The sequence below is a fragment of the Massilia sp. R2A-15 genome (assembly GCF_030704305.1).
GTDB lineage: Bacteria > Pseudomonadota > Gammaproteobacteria > Burkholderiales > Burkholderiaceae_D > JAFCUW01.
In genome coordinates, this window is record NZ_CP131935.1 from 3,704,821 (window position 1) to 3,728,478 (window position 23,658).

Annotated in this window: 26 protein-coding genes; 11 read left to right on the forward strand and 15 right to left on the reverse strand. The window is 64.2% G+C overall.

Annotated elements, in window-relative coordinates; genetic code table 11:
* Positions 1–3: 3 nt before the first annotated feature.
* The 3 genes from Q4S45_RS16940 to Q4S45_RS16950 form a co-directional block, all read right to left on the reverse strand.
* Complete coding sequence (locus Q4S45_RS16940; RefSeq protein ID WP_305505521.1) at positions 4–978, reverse strand: IS110 family transposase; 975 nt, start codon at positions 976–978, stop codon at positions 4–6.
* Between the two features lie 358 nt (positions 979–1,336).
* Positions 1,337–2,029 (reverse strand): hypothetical protein, encoded by a 693-nt coding sequence (locus Q4S45_RS16945; protein ID WP_305506254.1) that lies wholly within the window; start codon positions 2,027–2,029, stop codon positions 1,337–1,339.
* A 138-nt stretch (positions 2,030–2,167) separates the two neighbouring features.
* Complete coding sequence (locus Q4S45_RS16950; protein ID WP_305506256.1) at positions 2,168–3,067, reverse strand: LysR family transcriptional regulator; 900 nt, start codon at positions 3,065–3,067, stop codon at positions 2,168–2,170.
* Positions 3,068–3,170: 103 nt separating this feature from the next.
* Between Q4S45_RS16950 and Q4S45_RS16955 the strand changes: the two genes are divergently transcribed.
* On the forward strand, positions 3,171–3,893 hold the full coding sequence (locus tag Q4S45_RS16955) for an SDR family oxidoreductase (protein ID WP_305506258.1): 723 nt from the start codon (positions 3,171–3,173) through the stop codon (positions 3,891–3,893).
* 48 nt (positions 3,894–3,941) lie between these two features.
* On the opposite strand, the gene corA is transcribed toward Q4S45_RS16955, so the two are convergent.
* The 9 genes from corA to mpl form a co-directional block, all read right to left on the reverse strand.
* Complete coding sequence (gene corA, locus Q4S45_RS16960; protein ID WP_305506261.1) at positions 3,942–4,907, reverse strand: magnesium/cobalt transporter CorA; 966 nt, start codon at positions 4,905–4,907, stop codon at positions 3,942–3,944.
* 72 nt (positions 4,908–4,979) lie between these two features.
* On the reverse strand, positions 4,980–5,357 hold the full coding sequence (locus tag Q4S45_RS16965; RefSeq protein WP_305506263.1) for a DUF4124 domain-containing protein: 378 nt from the start codon (positions 5,355–5,357) through the stop codon (positions 4,980–4,982).
* Positions 5,354–6,061 carry a monofunctional biosynthetic peptidoglycan transglycosylase gene (gene mtgA / locus Q4S45_RS16970; RefSeq protein ID WP_305506265.1) on the reverse strand — a complete coding sequence of 236 codons (708 nt, stop codon included), beginning with the start codon at positions 6,059–6,061 and terminating at the stop codon, positions 5,354–5,356. The genes Q4S45_RS16965 and mtgA overlap by 4 nt, the downstream gene beginning before the upstream one ends.
* A complete protein-coding gene (gene aroE / locus Q4S45_RS16975; RefSeq protein WP_305506267.1) occupies positions 6,058–6,864 on the reverse strand; it encodes a shikimate dehydrogenase in 807 nt (268 codons plus the stop codon). Before aroE ends, mtgA begins: the two co-directional genes overlap by 4 nt.
* Positions 6,861–7,712, reverse strand: a complete 852-nt coding sequence (locus tag Q4S45_RS16980) for a TonB family protein (protein WP_305512134.1) — start codon at positions 7,710–7,712, stop codon at positions 6,861–6,863. Before Q4S45_RS16980 ends, aroE begins: the two co-directional genes overlap by 4 nt.
* Before the next feature lie 196 nt (positions 7,713–7,908).
* Positions 7,909–9,960 (reverse strand): ribonuclease catalytic domain-containing protein, encoded by a 2,052-nt coding sequence (locus Q4S45_RS16985; RefSeq protein ID WP_305506269.1) that lies wholly within the window; start codon positions 9,958–9,960, stop codon positions 7,909–7,911.
* A 3-nt stretch (positions 9,961–9,963) separates the two neighbouring features.
* Positions 9,964–10,545, reverse strand: coding sequence for a chorismate lyase (locus Q4S45_RS16990; RefSeq protein WP_305506271.1), 582 nt, complete (start codon positions 10,543–10,545; stop codon positions 9,964–9,966).
* Positions 10,542–11,120 (reverse strand): YqiA/YcfP family alpha/beta fold hydrolase, encoded by a 579-nt coding sequence (locus Q4S45_RS16995; protein ID WP_305506273.1) that lies wholly within the window; start codon positions 11,118–11,120, stop codon positions 10,542–10,544. Before Q4S45_RS16995 ends, Q4S45_RS16990 begins: the two co-directional genes overlap by 4 nt.
* A complete protein-coding gene (mpl, locus tag Q4S45_RS17000; RefSeq protein ID WP_305512135.1) occupies positions 11,117–12,448 on the reverse strand; it encodes a UDP-N-acetylmuramate:L-alanyl-gamma-D-glutamyl-meso-diaminopimelate ligase in 1,332 nt (443 codons plus the stop codon). The genes Q4S45_RS16995 and mpl overlap by 4 nt, the downstream gene beginning before the upstream one ends.
* Before the next feature lie 145 nt (positions 12,449–12,593).
* Between mpl and Q4S45_RS17005 the strand changes: the two genes are divergently transcribed.
* The 8 genes from Q4S45_RS17005 (at position 12,594) to Q4S45_RS17040 (ending at position 19,542) form a co-directional block, all read left to right on the forward strand.
* Positions 12,594–13,223, forward strand: a complete 630-nt coding sequence (locus Q4S45_RS17005; RefSeq protein ID WP_305506274.1) for a hypothetical protein — start codon at positions 12,594–12,596, stop codon at positions 13,221–13,223.
* Positions 13,220–13,744, forward strand: a complete 525-nt coding sequence (locus tag Q4S45_RS17010) for a TlpA disulfide reductase family protein (RefSeq protein ID WP_305506276.1) — start codon at positions 13,220–13,222, stop codon at positions 13,742–13,744. Before Q4S45_RS17005 ends, Q4S45_RS17010 begins: the two co-directional genes overlap by 4 nt.
* Before the next feature lie 233 nt (positions 13,745–13,977).
* The gene (aroQ, locus tag Q4S45_RS17015; protein WP_305506278.1) at positions 13,978–14,415 is read left to right on the forward strand and encodes a type II 3-dehydroquinate dehydratase; all 438 of its coding nucleotides are present in this window, start codon (positions 13,978–13,980) and stop codon (positions 14,413–14,415) included.
* A gap of 89 nt (positions 14,416–14,504) precedes the next feature.
* On the forward strand, positions 14,505–14,969 hold the full coding sequence (accB, locus tag Q4S45_RS17020) for an acetyl-CoA carboxylase biotin carboxyl carrier protein (RefSeq protein WP_305506280.1): 465 nt from the start codon (positions 14,505–14,507) through the stop codon (positions 14,967–14,969).
* A 94-nt stretch (positions 14,970–15,063) separates the two neighbouring features.
* Complete coding sequence (gene accC, locus Q4S45_RS17025) at positions 15,064–16,464, forward strand: acetyl-CoA carboxylase biotin carboxylase subunit (RefSeq protein ID WP_305506281.1); 1,401 nt, start codon at positions 15,064–15,066, stop codon at positions 16,462–16,464.
* Positions 16,461–17,405, forward strand: a complete 945-nt coding sequence (gene prmA / locus Q4S45_RS17030) for a 50S ribosomal protein L11 methyltransferase (RefSeq protein WP_305506283.1) — start codon at positions 16,461–16,463, stop codon at positions 17,403–17,405. Before accC ends, prmA begins: the two co-directional genes overlap by 4 nt.
* Positions 17,406–17,412: 7 nt before the next feature.
* Positions 17,413–18,594: a zinc-ribbon and DUF3426 domain-containing protein gene (locus Q4S45_RS17035; protein WP_305506285.1), complete on the forward strand. Its 1,182-nt coding sequence runs from the start codon at positions 17,413–17,415 to the stop codon at positions 18,592–18,594.
* A 9-nt stretch (positions 18,595–18,603) separates the two neighbouring features.
* Positions 18,604–19,542, forward strand: coding sequence for a carbohydrate kinase family protein (locus tag Q4S45_RS17040; protein WP_305506287.1), 939 nt, complete (start codon positions 18,604–18,606; stop codon positions 19,540–19,542).
* Positions 19,543–19,595: 53 nt separating this feature from the next.
* Here Q4S45_RS17040 and Q4S45_RS17045 read toward each other — a convergent pair whose 3' ends face one another.
* On the reverse strand, positions 19,596–19,904 hold the full coding sequence (locus Q4S45_RS17045) for a DUF167 domain-containing protein (protein ID WP_305506289.1): 309 nt from the start codon (positions 19,902–19,904) through the stop codon (positions 19,596–19,598).
* Complete coding sequence (locus tag Q4S45_RS17050; RefSeq protein ID WP_305512136.1) at positions 19,904–20,413, reverse strand: YggT family protein; 510 nt, start codon at positions 20,411–20,413, stop codon at positions 19,904–19,906. Before Q4S45_RS17050 ends, Q4S45_RS17045 begins: the two co-directional genes overlap by 1 nt.
* A gap of 47 nt (positions 20,414–20,460) precedes the next feature.
* Between Q4S45_RS17050 and Q4S45_RS23225 the strand changes: the two genes are divergently transcribed.
* Positions 20,461–20,670 carry a hypothetical protein gene (locus Q4S45_RS23225; protein ID WP_374046045.1) on the forward strand — a complete coding sequence of 70 codons (210 nt, stop codon included), beginning with the start codon at positions 20,461–20,463 and terminating at the stop codon, positions 20,668–20,670.
* 92 nt (positions 20,671–20,762) lie between these two features.
* Positions 20,763–21,497: a hypothetical protein gene (locus tag Q4S45_RS23230; RefSeq protein ID WP_374046046.1), complete on the forward strand. Its 735-nt coding sequence runs from the start codon at positions 20,763–20,765 to the stop codon at positions 21,495–21,497.
* A 1,022-nt stretch (positions 21,498–22,519) separates the two neighbouring features.
* On the opposite strand, the gene Q4S45_RS17060 is transcribed toward Q4S45_RS23230, so the two are convergent.
* On the reverse strand, positions 22,520–23,623 hold the full coding sequence (locus Q4S45_RS17060) for a ribonucleotide-diphosphate reductase subunit beta (protein ID WP_305506293.1): 1,104 nt from the start codon (positions 23,621–23,623) through the stop codon (positions 22,520–22,522).
* Positions 23,624–23,658: the final 35 nt, after the last annotated feature.

Consider the following 23,658-nt stretch of genomic DNA (forward strand, 5'->3'; position numbering starts at 1 on the left):
TCCCTAATTTTTTGCAAGCGCCATTTTTGGATCGAAGCGTGCGTTACTCTTCAGTACCGCCATCATCCAATGGATCAGCTTGCGCATGACTGCGACCAACGCGACTTTACCCCCTTTGCCTGCAGCTCGAAGTCGCGCGTAGAGCGCTTGGGCAGCTGGATTGAACCGAATCGCGGTCATCGCCGGGCAGTACAATATTTTGCGTAGTCGTCCATGTCCTAGCTTGCACAAGTGTGATTTGCCGTGCACCGAATCGCCGGACTGATTATGTTCCGGTGATAGTCCTACGAACGCCACCATCTGGCGGATATTATCAAAGCGGTCTACAGGAAGCCACGCAAGAAAATAACTGCTAACCCGTTCCCCCACCCCGGGAATACTGCGTAGGAGTTCCTGTTGATTCCGCAGTCCGGGGTGGCGGTCGATATGATCGCGGATTTTTTGCGTCAATAATGCTTCCTCTTCCTTCAAAGTCAGCAATATGCGATCGACCGATTCCAACGCTTGGCCCGCCGCTTCGTGACGCCGATTCTGCTCCTGCACATGCATGCCTTGAACCGCTTCCAGGCGCGCGATGAGGCGCTGCAACTCCCGCACTTCCGTCGCGGGAGGCTCCCAGAGGACCAACTTCTTGGATTGCTCGCCAAATCGGGCGATCAACTCGGCATCAGCTCGGTCAGTCTTTTGTCTGCGCATCTCAGATTGGCCAAAAGCTTTAATTTGCAAAGGATTGACGACGCTGACCAAATATCCAGCGTCAAACATGGCATGCGCCAGAGCTTCGTAATACTGGCTGGTCGCTTCCATCACCACGCGACACTCATTCGCCGAAATACCCTGCTCGACGAGCCAATCGCAAAGCGCCTGAAAGCCAACGGGCGAATTTTCAAATGCCTTGTTACGAATCTTGCCCGTTTTTCCCGACAGCCAAGCCAAGTCAAATTTACGCTTTGCGATATCGATTCCGACTACTTCCATGGCAGCCTCCCCCATCCGCTGGTGATTTCGCTAGGACTTTATCTCGTGCATCCTTAAGAACACAGGCTCGCAGCCTCAGATACTGTTCGCACTCTGCGATAAAGGGAAGGACATGCGGCTTATCTGCGTCAACAGGCTCGAAGCCTCGGGTACGACTCAGCCTACATGCCCTTCGTTTTCCAAGCGTCCTCAGAAATCATAACGTGTTCCACAGCGTATAAGGTACGACAACCTTTGTTACGCCGCGAGACGTTCGTCGATCTCCAGCGCAGCTGCCAGCTTGCGCCAGTCCTGAATATGCGCACAGGCTCCTCCCGCTCAGCAAGGGTACCTGCCTCCGCAGGAACGACAAGCCTTGTTACGCCGCGAGGCGCTCGTCGATCTCCAGCGCAGCTGCCAGCTTGCGCCAGTCGGCCGGTGCCAGCAAGGTTTCGAAGAACGCGCACATGCCGGCGAATACCTGCGGCGGCACCGCGGCCTGCATGCCCTGCAACAGTTGCACGCGCTCCGACGGCGACAAGGCCGGCAGCATCCAGCGCATGGCCAGGCCCTTCTCCTCCTCGCCCAGCGAGGCGACTATTGCATGGTCGATCGCAAGGATCTGGGCGTCGCTGTAGTGCTTCCACAGCACGGCGTTGTGGTCGGTCTCCTCGACGTGCATGTGCTCGAGCGTTTCGCCGAGGAACAGGGCGATGTGCTGATACAGCTGGTGCACCAGCACCTCGCGCCCGGCGCCAATCGCCTGCTCGGCCTGGGTGGCCAGCGCGATGATCTTGTGGCAGGCCGCTTCGTGGTGGCCGTGCTCGGCTTCGATGGCATCGGCCGAGCCGGGGCCGTGCGCTTCCATCGCCGGGTGGACGAATTCATCCTCGTGGCGCATGTGGCCGATGTAGAAGGTGGCCATCGCGCGCGCCTGCGCCGTCTCCTGCGCGTCGGCGCAGTCGAGGCTGCCCACGCGCAGCATGGTGTCGCAGATGAAGGAGCGCAGTGCCTTGTGGATCGGACGGTAGATGTCGAGGCGCTGCTGCGAGACGGGTTGGAACTGGTTCATTGCTTCACTCCCTGTTGGTGTATCGCCAGGCTCCTGAAAGTGGGCCGGTTGCGTAGATACAGAATAGGGAGATGGGCCGGTTCGCGTTCTTAAAACTTCATGAAGCAAATGCTAAATAAACCTTAAGTATGCATGCGGCTACGCGGCGGCAACTGCCGCGACCTGGTCGCGCAACCAGCGCTGCGCCGGATCGCTGTGGGCGCGCGGGTGCCAGCCCATGCGCATCGAAAATTCGCCGACTTCGCACGGCGGCGCCATCACTGCCAGGCTCGCGCTCCAGCGCCGCGCCAGCCGCGCCGGCACGGTGCAGATCACGTCGCTGTCGGCCACCAGCGCCGGGGCCACCAGGAAGCTCGGCAGCGATACCACCACGCGACGGCTGCGCCCCAGCCGCGCGAGCACGTCGTCGACCACGCCGACAAAGCCGCCGCCGGCGGTCGACACGAGCGCGTGATCGAGGCTGCAGAAGGTGTCCAGGTCCAGCGCAGTGTCCGCTGCCGGATGGCCGCGCCGCAGCACGCACAGGAAGGTTTCGTCGAACAGCGCGCGCGTCTTCAGCGCCGCCGGCATGCCCTGCGGCGTCAGCAGCGCCAGGTCGATTTCGCCGCTGGCCATCTGTTCGGCCAGGCGCGCGACGTCGGCGCCGAACAGCGCCACCCGCACGCCCGGCGCCAGCACGCGCAGGCGCGCGATCAGCGGCACGCACAGCACCGCCTGCATCGAGTCGGTGGTGGCGATGCGGAAGGTGTCGCGCGCGGTGGCCGGGTCGAAAGGCTGGCGCTCGGCCACCAGGCCGCCGAGCGCGGCGAGCATGTCGCGCAGCGGCGCCTGCAATTCCAGCGCGCGCGCAGTCGGTGTCATGCCGCGCGAGGCCGGCAGCAGCAGCGGATCGCGAAACAGGTCGCGCAGCTGCCTGAGCTGGGCCGACAGCGCCGGCTGCGACAGCGCCAGGCGGCGCGCGGCATGGGTCACGTTGCGCTCGGCGAGCAGCACGTCGAGCGATACCAGCAAATTGAGGTCGATGCGGTGCAGGTCCATTGAGCCATCCAAAATGCTTATGCCAAGCATAATCATAATCCATTTCATGGATATCTTCGGCGCGCTAGAATGAACCCATCACCACCCTATCCGGAGAACAGACATGAATTACCCACAACAACGCATCCTGATCATCGGCGGCACCAGCGGCATGGGCCTGGCCGCCGCGCGCAGCCTGGGCCAACTCGGCGCCGAAGTCATGCTCGCGGGCCGCTCACAGGCGCACCTCGACGCCGCGCTGGCATCGATCGAAGGACGCGCTGCCGGCTACGTCGCCGACTTCAGCGATCCGGCATCGCTGGCCGCCCTGTTCGAGCGCGTCGGCCGCATCGACCACCTGGTGCTGGCCGCTTCCGCCAATCCGGCATGGGGGCCGTTCGCCAGCACACCAGCCAGCGCGCTGCGCGCCGCCCTCGAAGGGAAACTGATCGGCTACTGGCAGTCCTTGCAGGCGGCGTTGCCGCATCTGCGGCGCGACGGCTCGGTGGTGATGCTCACCGGGGCAGCCTCGCGCACCGCGATGCCGGGCACCGCAGGCCTGGCCGCCGTGAATGGCGCGATTACCCAGATGGCGCAGACGCTGGCGAAGGAACTGGCGCCGTTGCGGGTCAACGTGGTGTCGCCGGGACTGGTCGATACGCCAGCCTACGACGGCTTGCCGGCGCCGGCGAAAGCGGGCATGTTCGATGCGGCGGCCGCGTCGCTGCCGGTCGGCCGCACCGGGACGTCCGAAGATGTCGCGCAGGCGATCGTTTATATGATCGGTAACGGCTTCACGACCGGCGCGGTGCTCGATGTCGATGGCGGGGCGCGCATGGCGGCGTAAGAAGAAGGGGTCAGGTCCGCGGGACCAGTCCCCGATGCTGCGTACTTCTTACTTCAGCCAGCCGCGGCGGCGGAAGTACCAGAACGGGGCGATCGCGCTGGTGATCATCAGCAGGATCGCGAACGGGTAGCCGAGCTGCCACTCCAGCTCCGGCAGCCACTTGAAGTTCATGCCGTAGATGCTGGCGATCAGGGTCGGCGGCAGGAAGGCCACCGACGCCACCGAGAAGATCTTGATGATCTTGTTCTGGTTGATGTTGATGAAGCCGACCGTGGCGTCCATCAGGAAGTTGATCTTGTCGAACAGGAAGGAGGTGTGGCCGTCCAGCGATTCGATGTCGCGCAGGATCTGGCGCGCTTCCTCGAACTGCTCGGCATTGAGCAGGCGCCCGCGCATCAGGAAGCTGACCGCGCGCCGCGTGTCCATCATGTTGCGGCGGATCCGGCCGTTCAAGTCTTCCTCGTGCGCGATCGCGTTCAGCGCCGCCGCCGCGTCCTGGTCGGTGAATTCTTCCTGCAGCACGCGCCCCGACACTTCTTCCAGGTTCTGGTAGATGCCTTCGAGCGCGTCCGCCGAGTACTCGGCGTCGGTCGCGTAGAGGTCGAGCAGCACGTCCATGTAGTCGGCGATCGAGCCGGGCCGCGAGCGCGCGCGCATGCGCACGAGGCGGAACACCGGCAAATCGTCGGTGTGCACCGAGAACAGCATCTTGCGCGCCAGGATGAACGCGACCGTGACGATGCGCGACGGGCCGTCGTCCTCTTCCAGCAGGAAGTCGGTGCGCAAGTGCAGGTCGCCGTTTTCCGCTTCGTAGTAGCGCGCGGACGCTTCGATGTCCTTGACTTCGTCTTCGCCCGGCAAGATCACGCCATAGATCGCCTTGACCCAGGACCGCTCGTCGTCGGTCGGGTCGGTCAGGTCAACCCAGACGGGCTCGACATTTTCCAGATCTTCACGGGTGTCGATCGGAACCTGGTTGAGCCGGCCATTTTGTAGGACAAATACGTTGATCATGCGAAATTCTCGGCCGGATACGAAACAGCGCAAGTGTACCCGCAAGGACACACAATCGTCATCACTTTCGCTCTAGCGAGTCTGTTTTTCGATGATTTTGTCGAGCGCCGGGTCCGAGGTCCGTTCTAGCGGCGCCGCTACCGGCACTTTGGGCGCCTCGACGCCGCTGGTGGACACGATGTCGATGGTGCGGCTGGTCTTGTTGCCGTCCTTGCAGTCGGTGTTCGAGACGACTGTTTTTCCGTCGATCCTGCACTTTCGCAGCGGCGCGTCCGCCTGCTTCGGCAGCGCCGGCGCCGACCTGGCCAGCCTGTCGACGCCTTCGGCAAACAGGTTGCGGTCGTGCCGCATCGACCACAGTGCGGCCATCGCGGCGGCGGCCACGCCGGCCGAAATGATGGCGACCCAGACCAGGTTCAGCGCACCGCGCTGGCGTTTCAGGTTTGTCATGGCAGTTCGGCGGAATTCATGCGATTGACGATGATGCTGGTACGCCGCGCCAGGTAATTGGTGTCGCGGTGGCGGTCGTAGAAGCGCGGATTGGGCAGCATCACGGCGAGTTTGGCCGCTTGCGCCGCGCTCAGGCTCGCCGCCGGCACGCGGAAATAATGGCGCGCGGCCGCTTCGGCGCCGAACACGCCGCGCCCGAATTCGACCACGTTCAGGTAGATCTCGAGGATGCGCTCCTTGCTCATCACGGATTCGAGCATGAAGGCGATGACCATCTCCTGGCCCTTGCGAACGTAGCTGCGCGAGCCGGACAGGAACAGGTTCTTGGCCAGCTGCTGGGTGATGGTCGAGCCGCCGCCGACGACCTTGCGGCGGGTGTTGTTGCGCGCGTAGGCTTTCTCCAGCGCGGCCCAGTCGACGCCCAGGTGCTCGGCAAAGTTGGCGTCCTCGGAGGCGATCACGGCGCGCTTCAGGTTAGGCGAAATGGCCGCGTAGGGCACCCACTTCTGCTCCAGCGTGGCTTTCGGATTGGCCTGGCGCAGTTCGGACAGCTGCGCGCTCATGAAGCTGGTCATGGACGGATTGAAGCGGGTCCACCAGCAGATCTGCAGGAAGAAATACAGCTGCAGCAGGAACACGGCCAGCAGCGGGCCGAGGATGATCCACTTGAGCCAGCGCCGGCCGCCCTTGCGCGCCCGGGTCATGCCGGCATACGGAGCGAGGCCAGGACCGCGGCGGTTTCAGGACGCACGCCGCGCCAGATGAAGAAGGCTTCGGCGGCCTGCTCGACCAGCATGCCGAGCCCGTCGCGCACGGTGGCGCCGTGGCCCGCCGCGAACTGCATGAAAGGCGTCGGCGCGCTGGCGTACATCATGTCGAGCGCCAGCGTGCCGGGGCCAAACACGGCGGCCGGCACCGGCGGGATGTCCCCGGCCAGGCTGGCCGAGGTGGCGTTGATGACGATGTCGAACTGGCCGGCCAGCGCCGCGAACTCGCAGGCGGCCGTGACGCCGCCGAAGCGCACGGCCAATGCCTCGGCCGTGGCAAAGGTGCGATTGGCGATGACCAGTTCGCGCGGGCCTTGCTGCAGCAGCGGCAGGATCACGCCGCGCGCCGCACCGCCGGCGCCGACCAGCAGCACGCGCTTGGCGGCGATGGCCACGCCGGCGTTGTTCAGGATATCGTTGACCAGGCCCGCGCCGTCGGTGTTGTCGCCGGCGATGCCTTGTGGCGTGAAGCTGAGGGTGTTGACGGCGCCGGCCGCGTGGGCGCGGTCGGACAGGGTGTCGGCCAGCGCGGCGGCGTCGAGCTTGAACGGCACGGTCACGTTGGCCCCCTTGCAGCCGGCGGCGATAAGCCCCTGCACCGTGGCGGCGAAGGCGTCGAGCGGCGCCAGGCAGCGTTCGTATTCCAGCTGCTGCCCGGTCTGGGCGGCGAAGGCGGCATGGATGGCCGGCGACTTGCTGTGCGCCACCGGATTCCCGATCACAACATAGCGGTCGCTCACTGCCCGCCTCCCGGCATCGCCTTCATGGTTTCCTCGCGAGTGAATTTGAACCGGGTGATGATGACCCACAGGTCGTCGCGGTCCGATGACAACATATTAGGCGGGAATTTGCCGAATGGGGCGGCGCGCCGCACGATGGCGATCGCCGCCTTGTCGAGGTCCGCGTTGCCGGAGCTTTTTTCGATGCGCACGCCGCCATCCTTCACGTAGATGGTGCCGTCCTGGAAAATCGGGATGTACAGCACCAGCTCGCCGTACAGCTTGCGGCCGTTCACCTGCGGGAAATTGAGCGTACCCATTTCCTCGACGCGCTTTTGCATCGCCTTGTAGTACATCGCGTAGCCGACTTCCTGGGTGCTCGGCGTGATGTAGGTTTTCTTCGGGCGCTTATTCTGTTCCTCGATCGTCGTGCTGATCTCGGCGGTCTGGCGCGCGATCGCCTTGCTCGTCTCGAGCAGGTCGTTACCGGTGCGGGTCGGGTCGGGCTTGTCCTTTTCCGTGACGGGCGGCGCCTTGTAGTTCGATGCGCGCGCGCGGGTCAGCAGGTTCTGCTGCTGCGCCTCGTACTCGGCGATCTTGCGCTGCATCGCCTTCAGGCTGTCGCCGTCCTCGGTCTTGCGCATGTCCGGCAAGGGCGACTTCGAGCGGCCGGCATCGGCCTGGCCGCCGCCGTCGAGGTTGGCCTGGGCCAGCGCGTCGGCCTTCAGCGGACGCTTGGCGTGCTTGGCGTTGACCAGGATGACTTCGAGGCCGGGGTCAGCCGGCTGGATCTTGAAGGCGTCGGGCGCGACGAAGCGCACCGCCAGCAGGGCTGCATGCGCCACCACCGAGAAGGCGATGGCGATCATCATGGTGCGGTTTTCTATGAGAGACTTCACGCGTGACCAGCTTCGGAACTATTGACGTACAGAATGAAATGATTCTACCGCATCGGAAGGCCGGGGTCTGGTCTTTTGGCCTGGAAGGAGTCGAGCCTTGCAAGGCTCGACCGTTCCGCAGGTGCGAAGCTTCGCTTCGCTAAACCCCTGCTCCACCCCCATTTTTTTATGCTGCGTCGGCTTCCGAAGATGGGGTCAGGTCCGCAGGACCAGACCCCGCGTCCACGACGGCGACCGCGCCTTCTGCTTCGACCGCTTCGGTCGCGGCGGCTTCGCCCGTGTCTTCCTCGTCGTCGCCCAGTTCGACCGCTTCCGTCTGCTGCACTTCCAGCAGGCGCGCCTCGATCGACAGGTCGACCTCGTCCCAGCGCAGGATGTCGAGCTTGACCTGGGCGCCGCGCGCCACCTGCGGCATGCCCGGCAGGCGGATCACCAGCGGGATGTCGGTCAGGCGCAGCACTTCGTCCTTGAGCACGACCGCTTCGACCTGGCGCGCGTCTTCCTGGCCCAGCCAGCGCAGGCACCAGTAGCGTTCCATGTTCTGCTGATGGTCGTTGTAGGCCGAATACGCCGCGTCGAACGCCGACACGATCGCAAACAGGCTGGCGTCGCGCTGCTTGAACGGCGCCACCAGCGGCGCGGTCACGCCATGCTCGGCGCAGGCCAGGATCTGCCACTGGTTGACCAGGTCGGTGTAGCGGCGCAACGGCGAGGTGCTCCACGCGTACTGGTCCACGCCCAGGCCCTGGTGCGGCGCCGCGTGCGTGACCATGCGCACCTGCAGCTTGGCCGCCCAGCCCGCGCCGCCGCCGGTGCCTTGCGAACGGTAGATCCCCGGCACGCCGCTGTCGTGCAGCAGCTTGCCCCAGGTGCTGTTCGCGAAGATCATCAGCTCGGCGACGATCTTGTCGAGCGGCGCGCCGCGCTTGCGCTTGACCACCGACACCACGTCGTCGTCCACGTAGAAGTTGTAGTCGACGCGGTTGTTCTGCTCGGGCTTGAGGCCGAACTCTTCGCGCTTTTTCATGCGGCCGGCTTCGAGCTTGAGCGCCCACTGCCACAGCTGCATCATCTCGGCCTTGTGGGGGTAGTCGCCCTCGCCGCTGGCCAAAGTCTCCTCGTTGACCAGGTCGTCGAGATTATTGTGGCGCAGGTTGCTCTTGATCGGCACCATCTCGGCGCGCGTTTCGGTAGCCAGCACTGACCAGTCGGACGGATCGAGCGTGGCGTACAGCGACAGCGCCGGGCAGGTCTTGCCCTCGGCCAGCGTGAAGGCCTCGACCACTTCGTCCGGCAGCATGGTGATTTTGTCGCCCGGCATATACACGGTGGACATGCGACCGCGCGCCATCTTGTCGACCGCGTCGTCCGGACGGATGCCCAGTCCCGGCGCGGCGATGTGGATGCCGACCTTGACCTTGCCGTCGGCAAGTGTCGTCACCGAGAAGGCGTCGTCGATTTCGGTGGTGGTGACGTCGTCGATCGAGAACGCGGCGACATCGGCGGCCGGCAAGCCGCCCGGCGTGGCCGGCACCGGCACGCTCGGGAAGCCGGCGCCGCGCGGGAAATTCTCGAACAGGAAGCGCGTCATGTGCAGGTCTTTCGGCGACGCGATGCCGCCGGTTTCCAGCATCAGGCGCTGCGGCGTGGTGTGCAGTTCTTCGCACGCCGCTTCCATCGCCTTGTATTCGATGGTGTTCTTGTCGGGCTTAAACAGCAGCTGCTGCACGATCGGCTGCATCGCCGCCGGCAGGCGCCCTGCCTTCAGTTCCTCGACATAGCCGGCCTGGATCACGGCCTGCTGCTTTTTCTTTTCGATGCCGGCTTGCGCGGCGCGCAGCGACTGCTCGGGCGCGGCCTTGTAGCGTCCGCGTCCCTTTTTATAGAAGTAGATCGGCGCGTTGTGCAGCGCCAGGATCAGGCCGGCGGATTCGGCCGGCTGCGGCGCGTGGCCGACGTATTCGGCCGCCAGGTCGGCAAAGCCGAACTCTTCCTGGCCCGCGACTTCCCACAAAAATTCCAGGTCCACCTCGGCGGCGATCGCCTTGGCCTGCTCCAGCAGTTCGGCCGGCGCCGGCTTTTCGTACTGCAGCAGCACGTCCTTGACCTTGACCTTGGTGCGCTTGCCGCTTGGCATTTCAACCTGATACGCCTCGCCCGCCTGCGACAGCACGGTGCCGACCTTGAAATCGCCGGATTCTTCAAAAAATAGATTCATTGTTCACTTCACGTTCTTTAATGTTGGGGCGGCAATCAGGTTGATGACTGAAGGCAAGAATACCTCGGTGACCAGCAGGGTGCCTTGATGGCGCCGGTACAGGCAGCGGCGCGCATAGTAAATGGTGTCCTCGGCGCCGCCGAGCGCGGCATGGGCGCGCTGCACCAGCGGGTGGCCGGCGCGCAGGCGGGCAAATTCCAGCTCGCCGCGCCGCACCAGCGGATCGTAAAACAGCGTGCTGCCCAGCGAGCGTTCGCCCAGGTGGCCAAACAGCGGCCAGTCGCTCGCGCTGGCCGACAGGGGCACGACGGTATGGGCGAACACCACCGGCTCGCCGTCGCAGCGCAGCAGCACTTCGCGCTCCCACACCCGGCCGGGACGCGCCATGCCGATCTTCTGCGCCTCGTCGGAGAGGCACAGGGCGCTGCGCTGATGCAGCTTCTGCACGCGGAAGGCGGCACTGTGGCGCATCAGGCGCGCCGTCAGCGAACCGCCTTCGGTCAGCCAGGCGCGCATCGCATCGGTGGGCGCAACCGCGTTGACGTGACGGTGCCAGCGCGCCTGGCGCAGCGAGCCTGGCCTCACTGCGCCGCTTCCGGCAGGCAGAAGGCCAGCACGTCGTCGACGTAATCGGCAAATTCGGTGATCGCATGGTTGCTGCCGTCGATGACGACCTGGCGCGCGCCGGCGTAGTGGCGCACCATGTCGCGGTAGTCGAGCACTTCGTCGCCGGTGGCGGCGATCAGGAAATAGCGTTCCGGGCGCGTGATTTGTTCGACAGCCAGCTCGCGCAGTTCGTCGATGTACTCGCGCTTGAACTCGAACGGCTCGTCCGAGTGCCAGGCGGTGGTGACGCCGACGTGCTGGTCGAGGTCCTTCAGCGGTTCGATCGCGGGGTTCAGCAGCACGGCGCGGCAGCCGAAGCGCTCGGCCAGCCAGGTCGCGTAGAAACCGCCCAGCGAGGAGCCGACGATCGCCAGTTCGCCCGCCGGCGTGTCGCCGACCAGCGCGACGGCCAGCGCCATCGCTTCTTTCGGCGAGGCGGGAAGCTGCGGGCACACCAGCTCACCGGCGCGGCCGAGGTCCGCCATCTTGCTGGCCACCACGCGCGCCTTGAACGACGCCGGCGACGAGCGGAACCCGTGCAAATACAGAATCATTTTGCCAGCGCCTCGAGCAGCTTCTGGTGCACGCCGCCGAAGCCGCCGTTGCTCATCACGAGGATATGGTCGCCCGGCTTGGCGGCCTGCGACACCGCCTGCACCAGGAAGTCGATCTGGTCGAAGCTGTGCGCGATCGTACCGAGCGGGCGCAGCGCGTCGGCCAGGCTCCAGCCCAGCGCCTGCTGGCTGCCGAAGCCGAACACCAGGTCGGCGTCCTTCAGGCTGCCCGGCAGCGCATCCTTCATCGCGCCCAGCTTCATGGTGTTCGAGCGCGGCTCGAGCACGGCCAGGATGCGGCCCTCGCCGCCAATCTTCTGGCGCAGGCCGCCGACGGTGGTGGCGATCGCGGTCGGATGGTGGGCGAAGTCGTCGTAGACGGTGATGCCGTTGACGACGCCGCGCACTTCCATGCGCCGCTTGACGCTCTCGAAGCGCGCCAGCGATTCGGCCGCCTGCGCGACCGGCACGCCGACGTGGCGCGCCGCGGCGATCGCGGCCAGCGCGTTGGAGCGGTTGTGGCGCCCGGTCAGGCTCCAGTTGACGGTGCCGACGGTCTCGCCGTTGAATACGACGTCGAAGTCGCCGCCCTGGTGCTCGACCATGGACCAGTTGACGTGCTCGCCGGCGCCGAAGCTTTCGTGCTCGCTCCAGCAGCCGCGCTTCATCACGCGCGCCAGCGAGGCCTCGTCGCCGTTGACGACCAGGCGGCCCACGCCCGGCACGGTGCGCACCAGGTGGTGGAATTGGGTTTCGATGGCGCCGATGTCGGGGAAGATGTCGGCGTGATCATATTCGAGGTTGTTCATCACCGCGGTCTTGGCGTGGTAGTGGACGAACTTGCTGCGCTTGTCGAAGAAGGCGGTGTCGTACTCGTCGGCCTCGATGACGAAGAAGTCGGACTCGGCGGCGCCCTGCAAGCGCGCGGAGATGCCGAAGTTCATCGGCACGCCGCCGATCAGGAAGCCGGGCGAGTAGCCGGCGTCTTCCAGTATCCAGGCCAGCATCGCCGAGGTGGTGGTCTTGCCATGCGTGCCGGCCACGGCCAGCACCCACTTGTTGCGCAGGATGTGCTCGCCGATCCACTGCGGGCCGGACATGTACGGCAGCGAACGGTTGAGGATTTCCTCGACCAGCGGGTTGCCGCGCGAGACGACGTTGCCGACCACGTACAGGTCCGGGTTCAGGTTGACCTGCTCCGGCCCGAAGCCCTGGATCAGCTCGATGCCCTGGGCTTCGAGTTGGGTGCTCATCGGCGGATAGACGTTGGCGTCGCAGCCCGTCACGCGGTGGCCGGCCTCCTTGGCGAGGACGGCCAGGCCGCCCATGAAGGTACCGCAGATGCCGAGAATATGAATATGCATGATGGTCGTGGGCGGCGCCGAGCGATGCTTGTACGCACTGGTTAAATTGTCGAATACGCGATTTTACCCGACCCGCCGGGGTTTTCCGTTCCAGAGTATCATCTCGCCCATGATGGCCACTCAGAACAACGATCCCACTCTGCTGCGCGCGGAAATCGCCGCGCGCGCGGCACGCATGATTGCCCAGGACGGCGCCGATTACGACGCCGCCAAGCGCAAGGCCGCGCGCCAGGTGCTCGGCGACGACCAGCCGCGGCCGAACCTGCTGCCCGATAACCTCGAAATCGAAGACGAAGTGCGCAGATACCAGGCACTGTTCCAGGGCGACACGCAGCCGGCGCAGCTGCACCGCTTGCGCGAACTGGCGCTGCAGGTAATGGAACAGCTGGAACAGTTCCGTCCTTACCTGACCGGCGCAGTGCTAAACGGCACCGCCGGCGAGCACGACGACATCCACCTGCAATTGTTCGCCGACAGCGCCAAGGACGTCATCATGTTCCTGCTCGATCGCGACGTTAATATAGACATCTCCGAAACGCCGCATTTCAAGGGCGGCCGCCACGATCCCGTGGAAACCGTCAGCTTCCACTGGCGCAAGCAGCAGGTGCACGCCGAACTGTATGAAATGAACGACCTGCGCGGCGCCCTCAAGCCGCGCGCCGACGGCAGCCCTCACCGCGCCGACATCGACGCGGTGCGCGGGCTGCTCGCCTCCACTCCAGAAACCGGAACTCCATGAATAAGAAAAACTTGGTCATTATTGCCGTCGCCCTCACCTGCGCCGTGGCCGGCGCCGCCGTCGGCATGAAGAACGCGCCGGCCCCGGCGCCCGCCGCTGCCGGCGCGGTCAGCGCGCTGTTCGCGCAGTCGATGAACGATTCGGCCGGCAAGGCGCAGGCATTGTCGATGTATAAAGGCAAGGCGCTGATCGTCAATTTCTGGGCGCCGTGGTGCGCGCCCTGCGTCAAGGAGATGCCGGAACTGGCCGAGCTGGCCAGCGAGATCGCGCCGAAGAACATCGGGGTGATCGGCATCGGCATCGATACGCCGACCAACATCGCGCAGTTCGCCGCCAAGGTGAAAGTCACGTATCCGCTGTACGTGGCGGGCATGACCGGCACCGACCTGGCGCGCGAGTTCGGCAACAAGGCCGGCGGCTTGCCGTACACGGTGCTGATCGGGGCCGACGGGAAGGTCAAGAAGACCTACCTGGGGCAGATCAAGTTCAAGGAACTGAAGGCCGACCTGGCCAAGCTCTAATATAGGGTGTCGTACCTGCGAAGGCAGGTACCCATGCCGAGTTTGCTTTCTCCATACGGCTAGCTCAGCATGGGTTCCTGCCTCCGCAGGAAGTCGTCTCCGCCAGTGGCGAAGACGACGGCATCGTGGTGCGAACGGTCGTTCTATTACTTGCGCGAGCAATTTTATCGCTTGCCATTCCCCGATGTTGGCGGCAAAATGCCAGACTTTCGCGTCATTCGATACCGCCGAACATGGTAAACAAGCTGCTGCTGCTGAATGGCCCTAATTTGAATTTGCTCGGCACGCGGGAACCCGCGGTGTACGGCAGCGAGACTCTCGCGGACGTCGAACGCGCGGCCAAAACGCAGGCGGAAGCGGCCGGCGCGAGCCTCGCTTGCTTCCAAAGCAATCACGAAGGCGCCCTGATCGACCGCATCCACGCCGCCAAGACCGAAGGCGTCGGCGCGATCATCATCAATCCCGGCGGGCTGACCCATACCAGTGTCGCATTGCGCGACGCGTTCGCCGCAGTTGAGATACCGTTCGTGGAAGTACACATATCGAACATTCATCAGCGCGAACCGTTCCGCCACCATTCGTTCCTCTCCGCCATCGCGGCCGGCACGATCTGCGGACTCGGCACGGACGGATATCGGTATGCCATCGACTTCGCGCTCAAAAAGCGTTAATCTTCGTCAACTTCACGCAATTTTGGCGGCACGCTTTACCCAGGCGCGCCGCTTACCTTTACAACCACAATAATTCCAAGGGGTTTCACATGGATCTACGAAAGCTCAAGACCTTGATCGACCTGGTCGCCGAATCGGATATCGCCGAACTCGAAGTGACTGAAGGCGAAAGCAAGGTTCGCATCGTCAAAACGTCGGCCATGCCGCAAGGCCAGATGATGATGATGCCATCGCAGGGCATGCCCCAGCAGTACGCCGCACCGGCCCACGCACCTGCCCCGGCCGCCGCGCCAGTGGCCGCCGTTGCCGCCGAGCCAACCGGCCACATCGTCAAGTCGCCGATGGTCGGCACCTTCTACCGTTCGTCCGCGCCAGGTTCGCCGGCGTTCGTCGAAGTTGGCGCCACCATCAAGGAAGGCGACACCCTGTGCATCATCGAAGCGATGAAGCTGCTCAACGAAATCGACTCGGAAGTGTCCGGCGTCGTGACCAAGATCCTGGTTGAAAACGGCCAGCCGGTCGAATTCGGTCAACCATTGTTCGTGATCGGCTAAGCAGCCCCTGCGGCCCCGGCGCGGGCCGCGGCGCTCCTGATTCACCATGCAGTTCCCGGCTTCGGCCGGACCTCACAGAAACACCGAACCTACCATGTTTGAAAAAATTCTCATCGCCAATCGTGGTGAAATCGCGCTGCGGATCCAGCGCGCTTGCCGCGAAATGGGCATCAAGACGGTTGTCGTTCACTCCGAAGCGGACAAGGACGCGAAATACGTGAAGCTGGCCGACGAATCGGTCTGCATCGGCCCCGCGCAATCGACGCTGTCGTACCTGAACATGCCGGCCATTATCAGCGCCGCCGAAGTGACCGACGCCGAAGCGATTCACCCAGGCTACGGCTTCCTGTCGGAGAACGCCGACTTCGCCGAACGCGTGGAAAAATCGGGCTTCGTCTTCATCGGCCCGCGCTCGGACTCGATCCGCCTGATGGGCGACAAGGTCTCGGCCAAGCAGGCCATGATCAAGGCCGGCGTGCCTTGCGTGCCAGGCTCGGACGGCGCGCTGCCGGACGACCCGAAAGAGATCGTGCAGACCGCGCGCCGTGTCGGCTATCCGGTCATCATCAAGGCGGCCGGCGGCGGCGGCGGTCGCGGCATGCGCGTGGTGCATACCGAAGCGGCCCTGCTGAACGCGGTCGCAATGACCAAGACCGAAGCGGGCACCGCCTTCGGCAATCCGGAAGTGTACATGGAGAAGTACCTGGAAAATCCGCGCCACGTGGAGATCCAGATCCTCGCCGACGAGCACAAGAACGCGGTCTGGCTGGGCGAGCGCGACTGCTCGATGCAGCGCCGCCACCAGAAAGTGATCGAGGAAGCGCCGGCGCCGGGCATCCCGCGCAAACTGATCGAGAAGATCGGCGACCGCTGCGCCGAAGCGTGCCGCAAGATCGGCTACCGCGGCGCGGGCACCTTCGAGTTCCTGTACGAGAACGGCGAGTTCTACTTCATCGAGATGAACACGCGCGTGCAGGTCGAACACCCGGTCACCGAGATGATCACCGGCATCGACATCGTGCAGGAGCAGATCCGCATTGCCTGCGGCGAGAAGCTGCGTTTCCGCCAGCGCGACATCATGCTGTCGGGCCACGCGGTCGAGTGCCGCATCAACGCCGAAGACCCGTTCAAGTTCACCCCGTCGCCTGGCCGCATCACCGGCTGGCACGTGCCGGGCGGTCCTGGCGTGCGCGTCGATTCGCATGCCTACGCCGGCTATTACGTGCCGCCGCACTACGATTCGATGATCGGCAAGGTCATCGCTTACGGCGCCACGCGCGAGCAGGCGATCCGCCGCATGCAGATCGCGCTGTCGGAAATGGTGGTCGAAGGTATCATGACCAACATCCCGCTGCACCGCGAACTGATGGTCGATGCGCGCTTCATCGAAGGCGGCACCAACATCCACTACCTCGAGCAGAAGCTGGCCAACAAGCCGGACCTGCCGAAAGTGCCTTCGCTGAGCGGCAAGCCGGAAGACAAGGCAGAGCAATGAGCTGGACCGAAGTAGTCATCGAAATCGCGCGCGACCATGCCGAGGCGTTATCCGACGCCTTGATGGAAGCGGGCGCGCTGTCGGTTTCGGTGGAAGACGCGGACGAAGGCACCGACCAGGAAAAGCCGCTGTTCGGCGAACCTGGCATGGAGCCGGCCGAAGCGGCGTGGGACCACAGCCGTGTGGTCGCGCTGACCGATGTCGATGCCGACCAGGCCGCGATCGTGGCCGAAGCGGCCGCCAGCATCGGCCTGGCCGCGGCGCCCGCGTTCACCACGCGCGACGTGGCTGACGAGGACTGGGTGCGCCTGACGCAGTCGCAGTTCGCGCCTATCCACATCGGCAAGAACATCTGGGTCGTGCCGAGCTGGCACGAGGCGCCCGATCCGCAGGCGCTGATCCTCGAACTCGATCCGGGCCTGGCGTTCGGCACCGGCAGCCATCCGACCACCCGCCTGTGCATGGAGTGGCTCGAAGCGCATCCGAAGCCGGGCCAGACGGTCCTCGACTACGGCTGCGGTTCCGGCATCCTGGCGATGGTCGCCAAGAAGATGGGCGCGGGCGACGTGGCCGGCGTCGATATCGATCCGCAGGCGATCGAGTCGGCGCGCGAGAACGCCGCGCGCAACCATGTCGAGATCGACTTCTACCTGCCGGACGATTTCGCCCAGTCGCCCAAGGCGCAGCACGCGACCGGCAAGTTCGACGCGGTGGTCGCCAACATCCTGACCAACCCGCTGAAACTGATGGCGCCGATGCTTTCCGGCCGCATCGCCCCGGGCGGCTCGCTCACCCTGTCGGGCGTGCTGGCGCGCCAGGCCGACGAAGTGATCGCCGCCTACGCGCCGTTCATCAAGCTGGGCGTATGGGCGGAGCACGAAGGCTGGGTGGCGCTGCACGGCGTCCTTGGCAGCGATACCGTTCCACCTGCCCGCGCGTAGCAAAGGCATGGCGCTCGCCACTATTTGCCCTCACTGCAACACGACTTTCCGGGTCGCCTCGGACCAGTTGAAGTTACGTGGGGGCATAGTGCGCTGCGGCGCCTGCGGCGAAGTCTTCGACGGCAACGCCGCGCTGGTCGACCTCGACGCCGTTCCCGCGCCGCCCCCTCCCCCCGCTGAAGTTCTGCCGGCTCCCGCGCCATCGGCGAGCGACGCGTTCGATGCCGAAATCGCCGCGATCGACGCCAAGGAGGCCGCGGAAGCCGAAGAACCTGTCTACACGCTCGACTTCGACACCACCTTCGATCCGTTCGGGATCGTGCCGGAGCCGGTGAAGCCGGAACCGGAGCCGGAGCCGACGGCGCCAACAGTATCGGGGTCTGGTCCCGCGGACCTGACCCCATCTTCATCGTTGCCAGTCGACGAGGAACTCACCGCCCTGCCCCCGCCGGACGACGCGCCCCCGCATCTGGAGACCGAGCCGCCCGCGCCGCCGCCGGCACAACTGCTGATGCGCGCCTCGGCCGCCGCCGCGCCGCTGCCCGCCGCCGTCCCCGATGCCGAGGTGGCCATCGCCAAATCGGTGCGCCGCCACAACGCCAAGCGCAAGCCGCCGGAGCCCATCGTATTTTCGCCCGAACCGGTCGTTCCCGATGCCGAGTTCGCGGTCGAGGAGCCCGAGTTTGTCCGGCGCAGCCGCCTGCGCGAAGAAACCGGCCGCACCCGCGGCATGATCATGGCCGCCGGCTCGGCGCTGCTGCTGCTGGCGCTGGCCGCTCAGGGCGTGACGACTTTCCGCAACGTGCTGGCGGCGCGCTACCCGCAAACCAGGCCGATGCTGACCACCGCCTGCGCCGTCTTCGGCTGCAAGGTCGAACTGCCGGCGCAGATCGACGAGCTAAGCGTCGAAACGGGCGAACTGCAACCGGTGAACGCCACCACCTTTTCCTACGTCACCCTGCTGCGCAACCAGAGCGGCCTGGCGCAGGCGTGGCCGCATCTCGAGCTGACGCTCACCGACGCCAACGACAAGGCGCTGGTGCGGCGCGTGATCGCCCCTGTCAACTACCTGCCGCCGGCCATCGCCGCCAAGGGCTTCGCGCCGCGCTCCGAGCAGCCGGTGAAAGTGTTTTTCGAACTGACCCAGGTCAAGGCTTCCGGCTACCATATCGCCATCTTCTATCCATAGGCCCCACACATGAACAAGACCACCCTGATCTGCGGATCGCTCGCTTTCGACAAGATCATGCAGTACCACGGCCGCTTTTCCGACGCGCTGATGGCCGACCAGCTGCACAAGGTGAACGTCTCGTTCCTGGTGCCGACCCTGCGCACCGAGTTCGGCGGCTGCTCGGCGAACATCGCCTACAACCTCAAGATGCTGGGCGGCGACCCGCTGATCATGGCGACCATCGGCCAGGACGGCGGCGAGTACATGGAGCGCTTCGAGCAGCTGGGCATCGCCACGCGCGCGATCCGCAAGATCGGCCATGCCTACACGGCCCAGTGCTTCGTCACGGCGGACCTGGACAACAACCAGATCAACGCCTTCCATCCGGGCGCGATGCAGTTCGCGCACGAGAACAACGTGGCCGACCACGGCGAGCTGCGGGTGGCCATCATCGCCCCGGACGGCCGCGACGGCATGCTCAAGCACGCCACCGACTGCGCGGCGCAGAGGGTGCCGTTCATGTTCGACCCGGGCCAGCAGCTGCCGATGTTCAGCGGCGAAGAGCTGATCGACTTCATCAACAAGGCCAGCTACGTGGCGGCCAACGACTACGAATTCGAGATGCTGATGGACCGCACCGGGCTGACGCTGGCCGATATCGCCGCCAAACTCGATGCGTTGATCGTCACGCGCGGCGAAAAAGGCTCGGAGATCTACGCGGGCGGCCAGCGCTTCGACATCCCGAGCGTGAAGGCGGCGGCGGTAGTGGACCCGACCGGCTGCGGCGACGCCTATCGCGCCGGCCTCCTGTACGGCATCGCCAACGGCTTTGACTGGCCGACGACGGGCCGGCTCGCGAGCCTGCTCGGATCGATCAAGATCGCGTCGCAGGGCGGCCAGAACCATGTGTTTACGGCGGCGGAGATCGCCGACCGCTTCGAAAAAGAGTTCGGCTACCGCTTCTGAAAAGCTGGCGTCAGCAGCATCGGGGTCTGGTCCTGCGGACCTGACCCCATTTTTTAGTCCGCGGCGGGCGCCAGCACCCGCACGACATCCGCCACCGACAGCGTGGAAGACATCACCTCGACCAGTTTGCGTTTGCTGGTCAGCCCGTGGGTAATGACCACCGCGCTCCTCGGCACCGACAATGCCGCGGCCAGCCACTTCACCAGCGCCTCATTCGCCTTCCCTTCGATCGGCTGCGCCTGCAGCTTCAGCTTGAGGGCGTCATCGAGCACGCCGACCACTTCGGTCTTCTTCGCGTTGGGGGTAATCTGGACGGCGATCCGCACGCCGCCCGGCAGTGCGGAACACCAGGCGCGGGTCATCAGAACCCGAACGCCATGCGCAGCAGGAGCTGGGCGATCTGCAAGAGGATCAGCGCCACCAGCAGCGACAGGTCCAGGCCGCCGAGCAGCGGCACGACCCGGCGCAGGGGACGCAGCAGCGGATCATTCAGCGCGCGCACCAGCGGCGCGAGCGGCGCGTGCGGGTTGACCCAGCTGAAGATCGCCTCGATCACCAGCAAGGCCATGAAACCATACAGGATCCAGTTCAGGAAGCGGTACAGCGCCATCAGGAACACGGTCTGGCCGTTGTAGCCGGCCAGGAAGAGCACCGAGGTCGCCAGCATCACCACCAGGAAGGCGCCGATCAGGCTGGCCCAGTCGTAGCCGCCGACGCCGGGCACCAGCCGGCGCAAGGGGCGCACCAGCCAGTCGGAAAGGGTAAAGGTAAATTGCGCCACCGAGGCCGGTGGCCGTACGCGAATCGCCTGCATCCAGAAACGCAGCAGCAATACGCCGCCAAGCACGGTGGCGGCGGCATCCACGATCAACTGGAGAATACTGAGCACAACGACTCCTTAAAATAAAAAACCGCTGTGTGATACGAAGTCACACAGCGGTATTCTGCCTGATCCAGGCCCGGCTGCCTATTAAGGACGGCTGCTGGTCGGGAACGGCCATGCTGCTGCTGGCGACAACACGGTCTTCGCTGCCGGAGCAGGAGCTGGTGCTGGCGCTGCGGCTGCAGGTGCTGCCGCTGGCGCAGCAGCTGGCGCTGCGGCCGGCTTCGGCGTTGCTGGCGCTTTAGGCGCTGCAGGCTTCTTCGGCGCAGCAGCTTTTTTCGCTACTGGCTTGGCTGCTGGTGCAGGTGCTGCTGCAGAAGCTGGCGCTGCTGCTGGCTTGGCCGCCGCCTTAACGGACTTTTTTGCTGCTGGCTTAGCCGCCACCTTCTTTGCTGCTGGCTTGGCCGCTGCTTTAGTTGCTGCTGGTTTCTTTGCTGCTGGTTTCTTTGCGGCTGCTTTTGGAGCGGCCTTCTTCGCTGCCGGCTTGGCCGCTGCCTTCTTGGCCGCTGGCTTGGCTGCGGCTTTGGTCGCTACTTTCTTCGCTGCTGGCTTGGCTGCGGCTTTTTTGGCTGCTGGCTTGGCTGCGGCTTTCTTAGGAGCGGCTTTCTTGGCTGCTGCTTTTGGAGCGGCTTTCTTCGCTGCTGGCTTGGCTGCGGCTTTTTTCGCTACTGGCTTGGCTGCTGCTTTTTTAGGAGCGGCTTTCTTTGCTGCTGCCTTTGGAGCGGCTTTTTTCGCTGCTGGCTTGGCTGCTGCTTTTTTCGCTACTGGCTTTGCTGCTGCCTTTGGAGCGGCTTTCTTTGCTGCTGGCTTGGCTGCGGCTTTTTTCGCGACTGGCTTTGCTGCTGCTTTTGGAGCGGCCTTCTTCGCTGCTGGCTTGGCTGCAGCTTTCTTCACTGCTGGCTTTGCTGCTGGCTTGGCGGCTGCTTTTTTAGCGGCTGGCTTGGCGGCCGGCTTGGCTGCTGCGGTTTTCTTCGCTGCTGCTGGTTTAGCTGCAGCTTTCGCTGCTGGCTTGGCGGCGGCTTTCGCGGCCGGTTTCTTTGCTGCTGGTTTCTTTGCGGCTGTTGCCATTTGAGTTCTCCTTCATCTGCGATGAAAAAAATACGCTACAAGGTTTAAACCCGTCCGACCCGTATTGGTCGAGCGAATTATTCATCGGCACAAACCGCGTGGCTTGTTTATGCTAATGAATTCGGCACCAGCTGAACTGCTGCAACTCCTCACGATTGCAGCACTTCAGCCGTCGTCGCCGCGTTCAATGCGGCGACAGAAATCGGTACTACCAGGTCGCAGTCCACATCTTGTTTGCACCAACCACGAAACGAAAAAGCCGCCATGCCTGATCGGGATCAGGCAGCGCGGCTCAGTTTTTGCGGTGAGGTCAGGTGCATATCTGTGTGAATCAACGTCCTATTTTGATCTGTTTTTTTGTCGAAGCTCGCTCGAAAAATCCGCGCATTCTCATTTCGACAATTTCAATCTCGTAAAGTACACGAAAACCTTACTAGTGCGCAACTGGCGCACTCACTATTTCGCGAGCTTTTTTAAAATCGTTTGCGCGCGATGCGTGATGCGCGCCGCAGTTTGCGCGTCGCGCGTGCGCGAACACGCGTCGCGCGCGTGCTCGAAGCGATGGAAATGCGCGATGCGATAGCGTGGCGCTGCGCTTGCATGCGGATGCAAACGCTCTGCTGTCGCAGACCATCGCTTCGCATATCGACCGTACCTAAGGGCGCTATGCGAAGTGGCGTTGATTTCGCTCGCCGCAGATTGGCGGCTGAGCCGGTTGTGATCGAATCGCCGGCGGCAAAGAGCGGTGTTGCGCGAGCAGTGAGTTCATCGCGTTTCGACGACGCGCGCGCGTCGCGATGATTTCGTCGTGTCGCAGCAACGCGATTTCGTCGTCGCGATCATCGCGGCGTTTTTTTCTGCGCGCGCTGCTTCGCTGTCGCTGAAAAAAAATGGGGACTCGGCGTCCCCGTCGCTCCGCAGGACCAGACCCCGGACATTCGCGCGGCGCAGACCCATAAAAAAAACCCGGCGGAGTTCGCCGGGCTTTTTCGTGTCGTGCCAAACCGAAGTCTGGCGGCGGGATATTTACTCCCAGTTCAGCGCGCCGCCGGTCTGGTACTCGGTCACGCGCGTCTCGAAGAAGTTGCGCTCCTTCTTCATGTCGATCATCTCGCTCATCCACGGGAACGGATTTTCTTCCTGCGGGAACAGCGGCTCGAGGCCGATCTGCACCGAGCGGCGATTCGCGATGAAGCGCAGGTAGCCCTTGAACATCGACGCGTTCAGGCCCAGCACGCCGCGCGGCATGGTGTCTTCGGCGTACGCGTACTCGAGGTCGACCGCCTTCAGGAACAGGGCCTTGATCTCTTCGCGGAAGGCCGGCGTCCACAGCAGCGGGTTTTCCATCTTGATCGTGTTGATCAGGTCGATGCCAAAATTGCAGTGCATCGATTCGTCGCGCAGGATGTACTGGTACTGCTCGGCCGCGCCCATCATCTTGTTCTGGCGGCCCAGCGCCAGGATCTGGGTGAAGCCGACGTAGAAGAACAGGCCTTCCATCAGGCAGGCGAACACGATCAGCGACTTGAGCAGGGTCTGGTCGGATTCGACGGTGCCGGTCTTGAACTCTGGATCGGTCAGCGTATTGATGAACGGGATCAGGAACTCGTCCTTGTCACGGATCGACTTGATCTCGTTGTAGGCGTTGAAGATCTCCGACTCGTCCAGGCCGAGCGACTCGACGATGTACTGGTAGGCGTGGGTGTGGATCGCCTCTTCGAACGCCTGGCGCAGCAGGTACTGGCGGCATTCCGGCGCCGTGATGTGGCGGTAGGTGCCCAGCACGATGTTGTTGGCGGCCAGCGAGTCGGCGGTCACGAAGAAGCCGAGGTTGCGCTTGACCAGACGGCGCTCGTCTTCGGTCAGGCCGTTCGGGTTCTTCCACAGCTCGATGTCGCGCTGCATGTTTACTTCCTGCGGCATCCAGTGGTTGGCGCAGCCGGCCAGGTATTTGTCCCAGGCCCACTTGTACTTGAACGGCACCAGCTGGTTGACGTCGGTCTTGCCGTTGATGATGCGCTTGTCGTCCGCGTTGACGCGCTTGGCGACCGCCTCGGCAGCAGCCGGCGCTTCAGCGGCGCCCGGCGGCACGCGTGGCGCCTGGTTGGTGTCTTCGTCCCATGACAACATAATCGATTCTTCCTTGTATATATGTGTTGTACTAA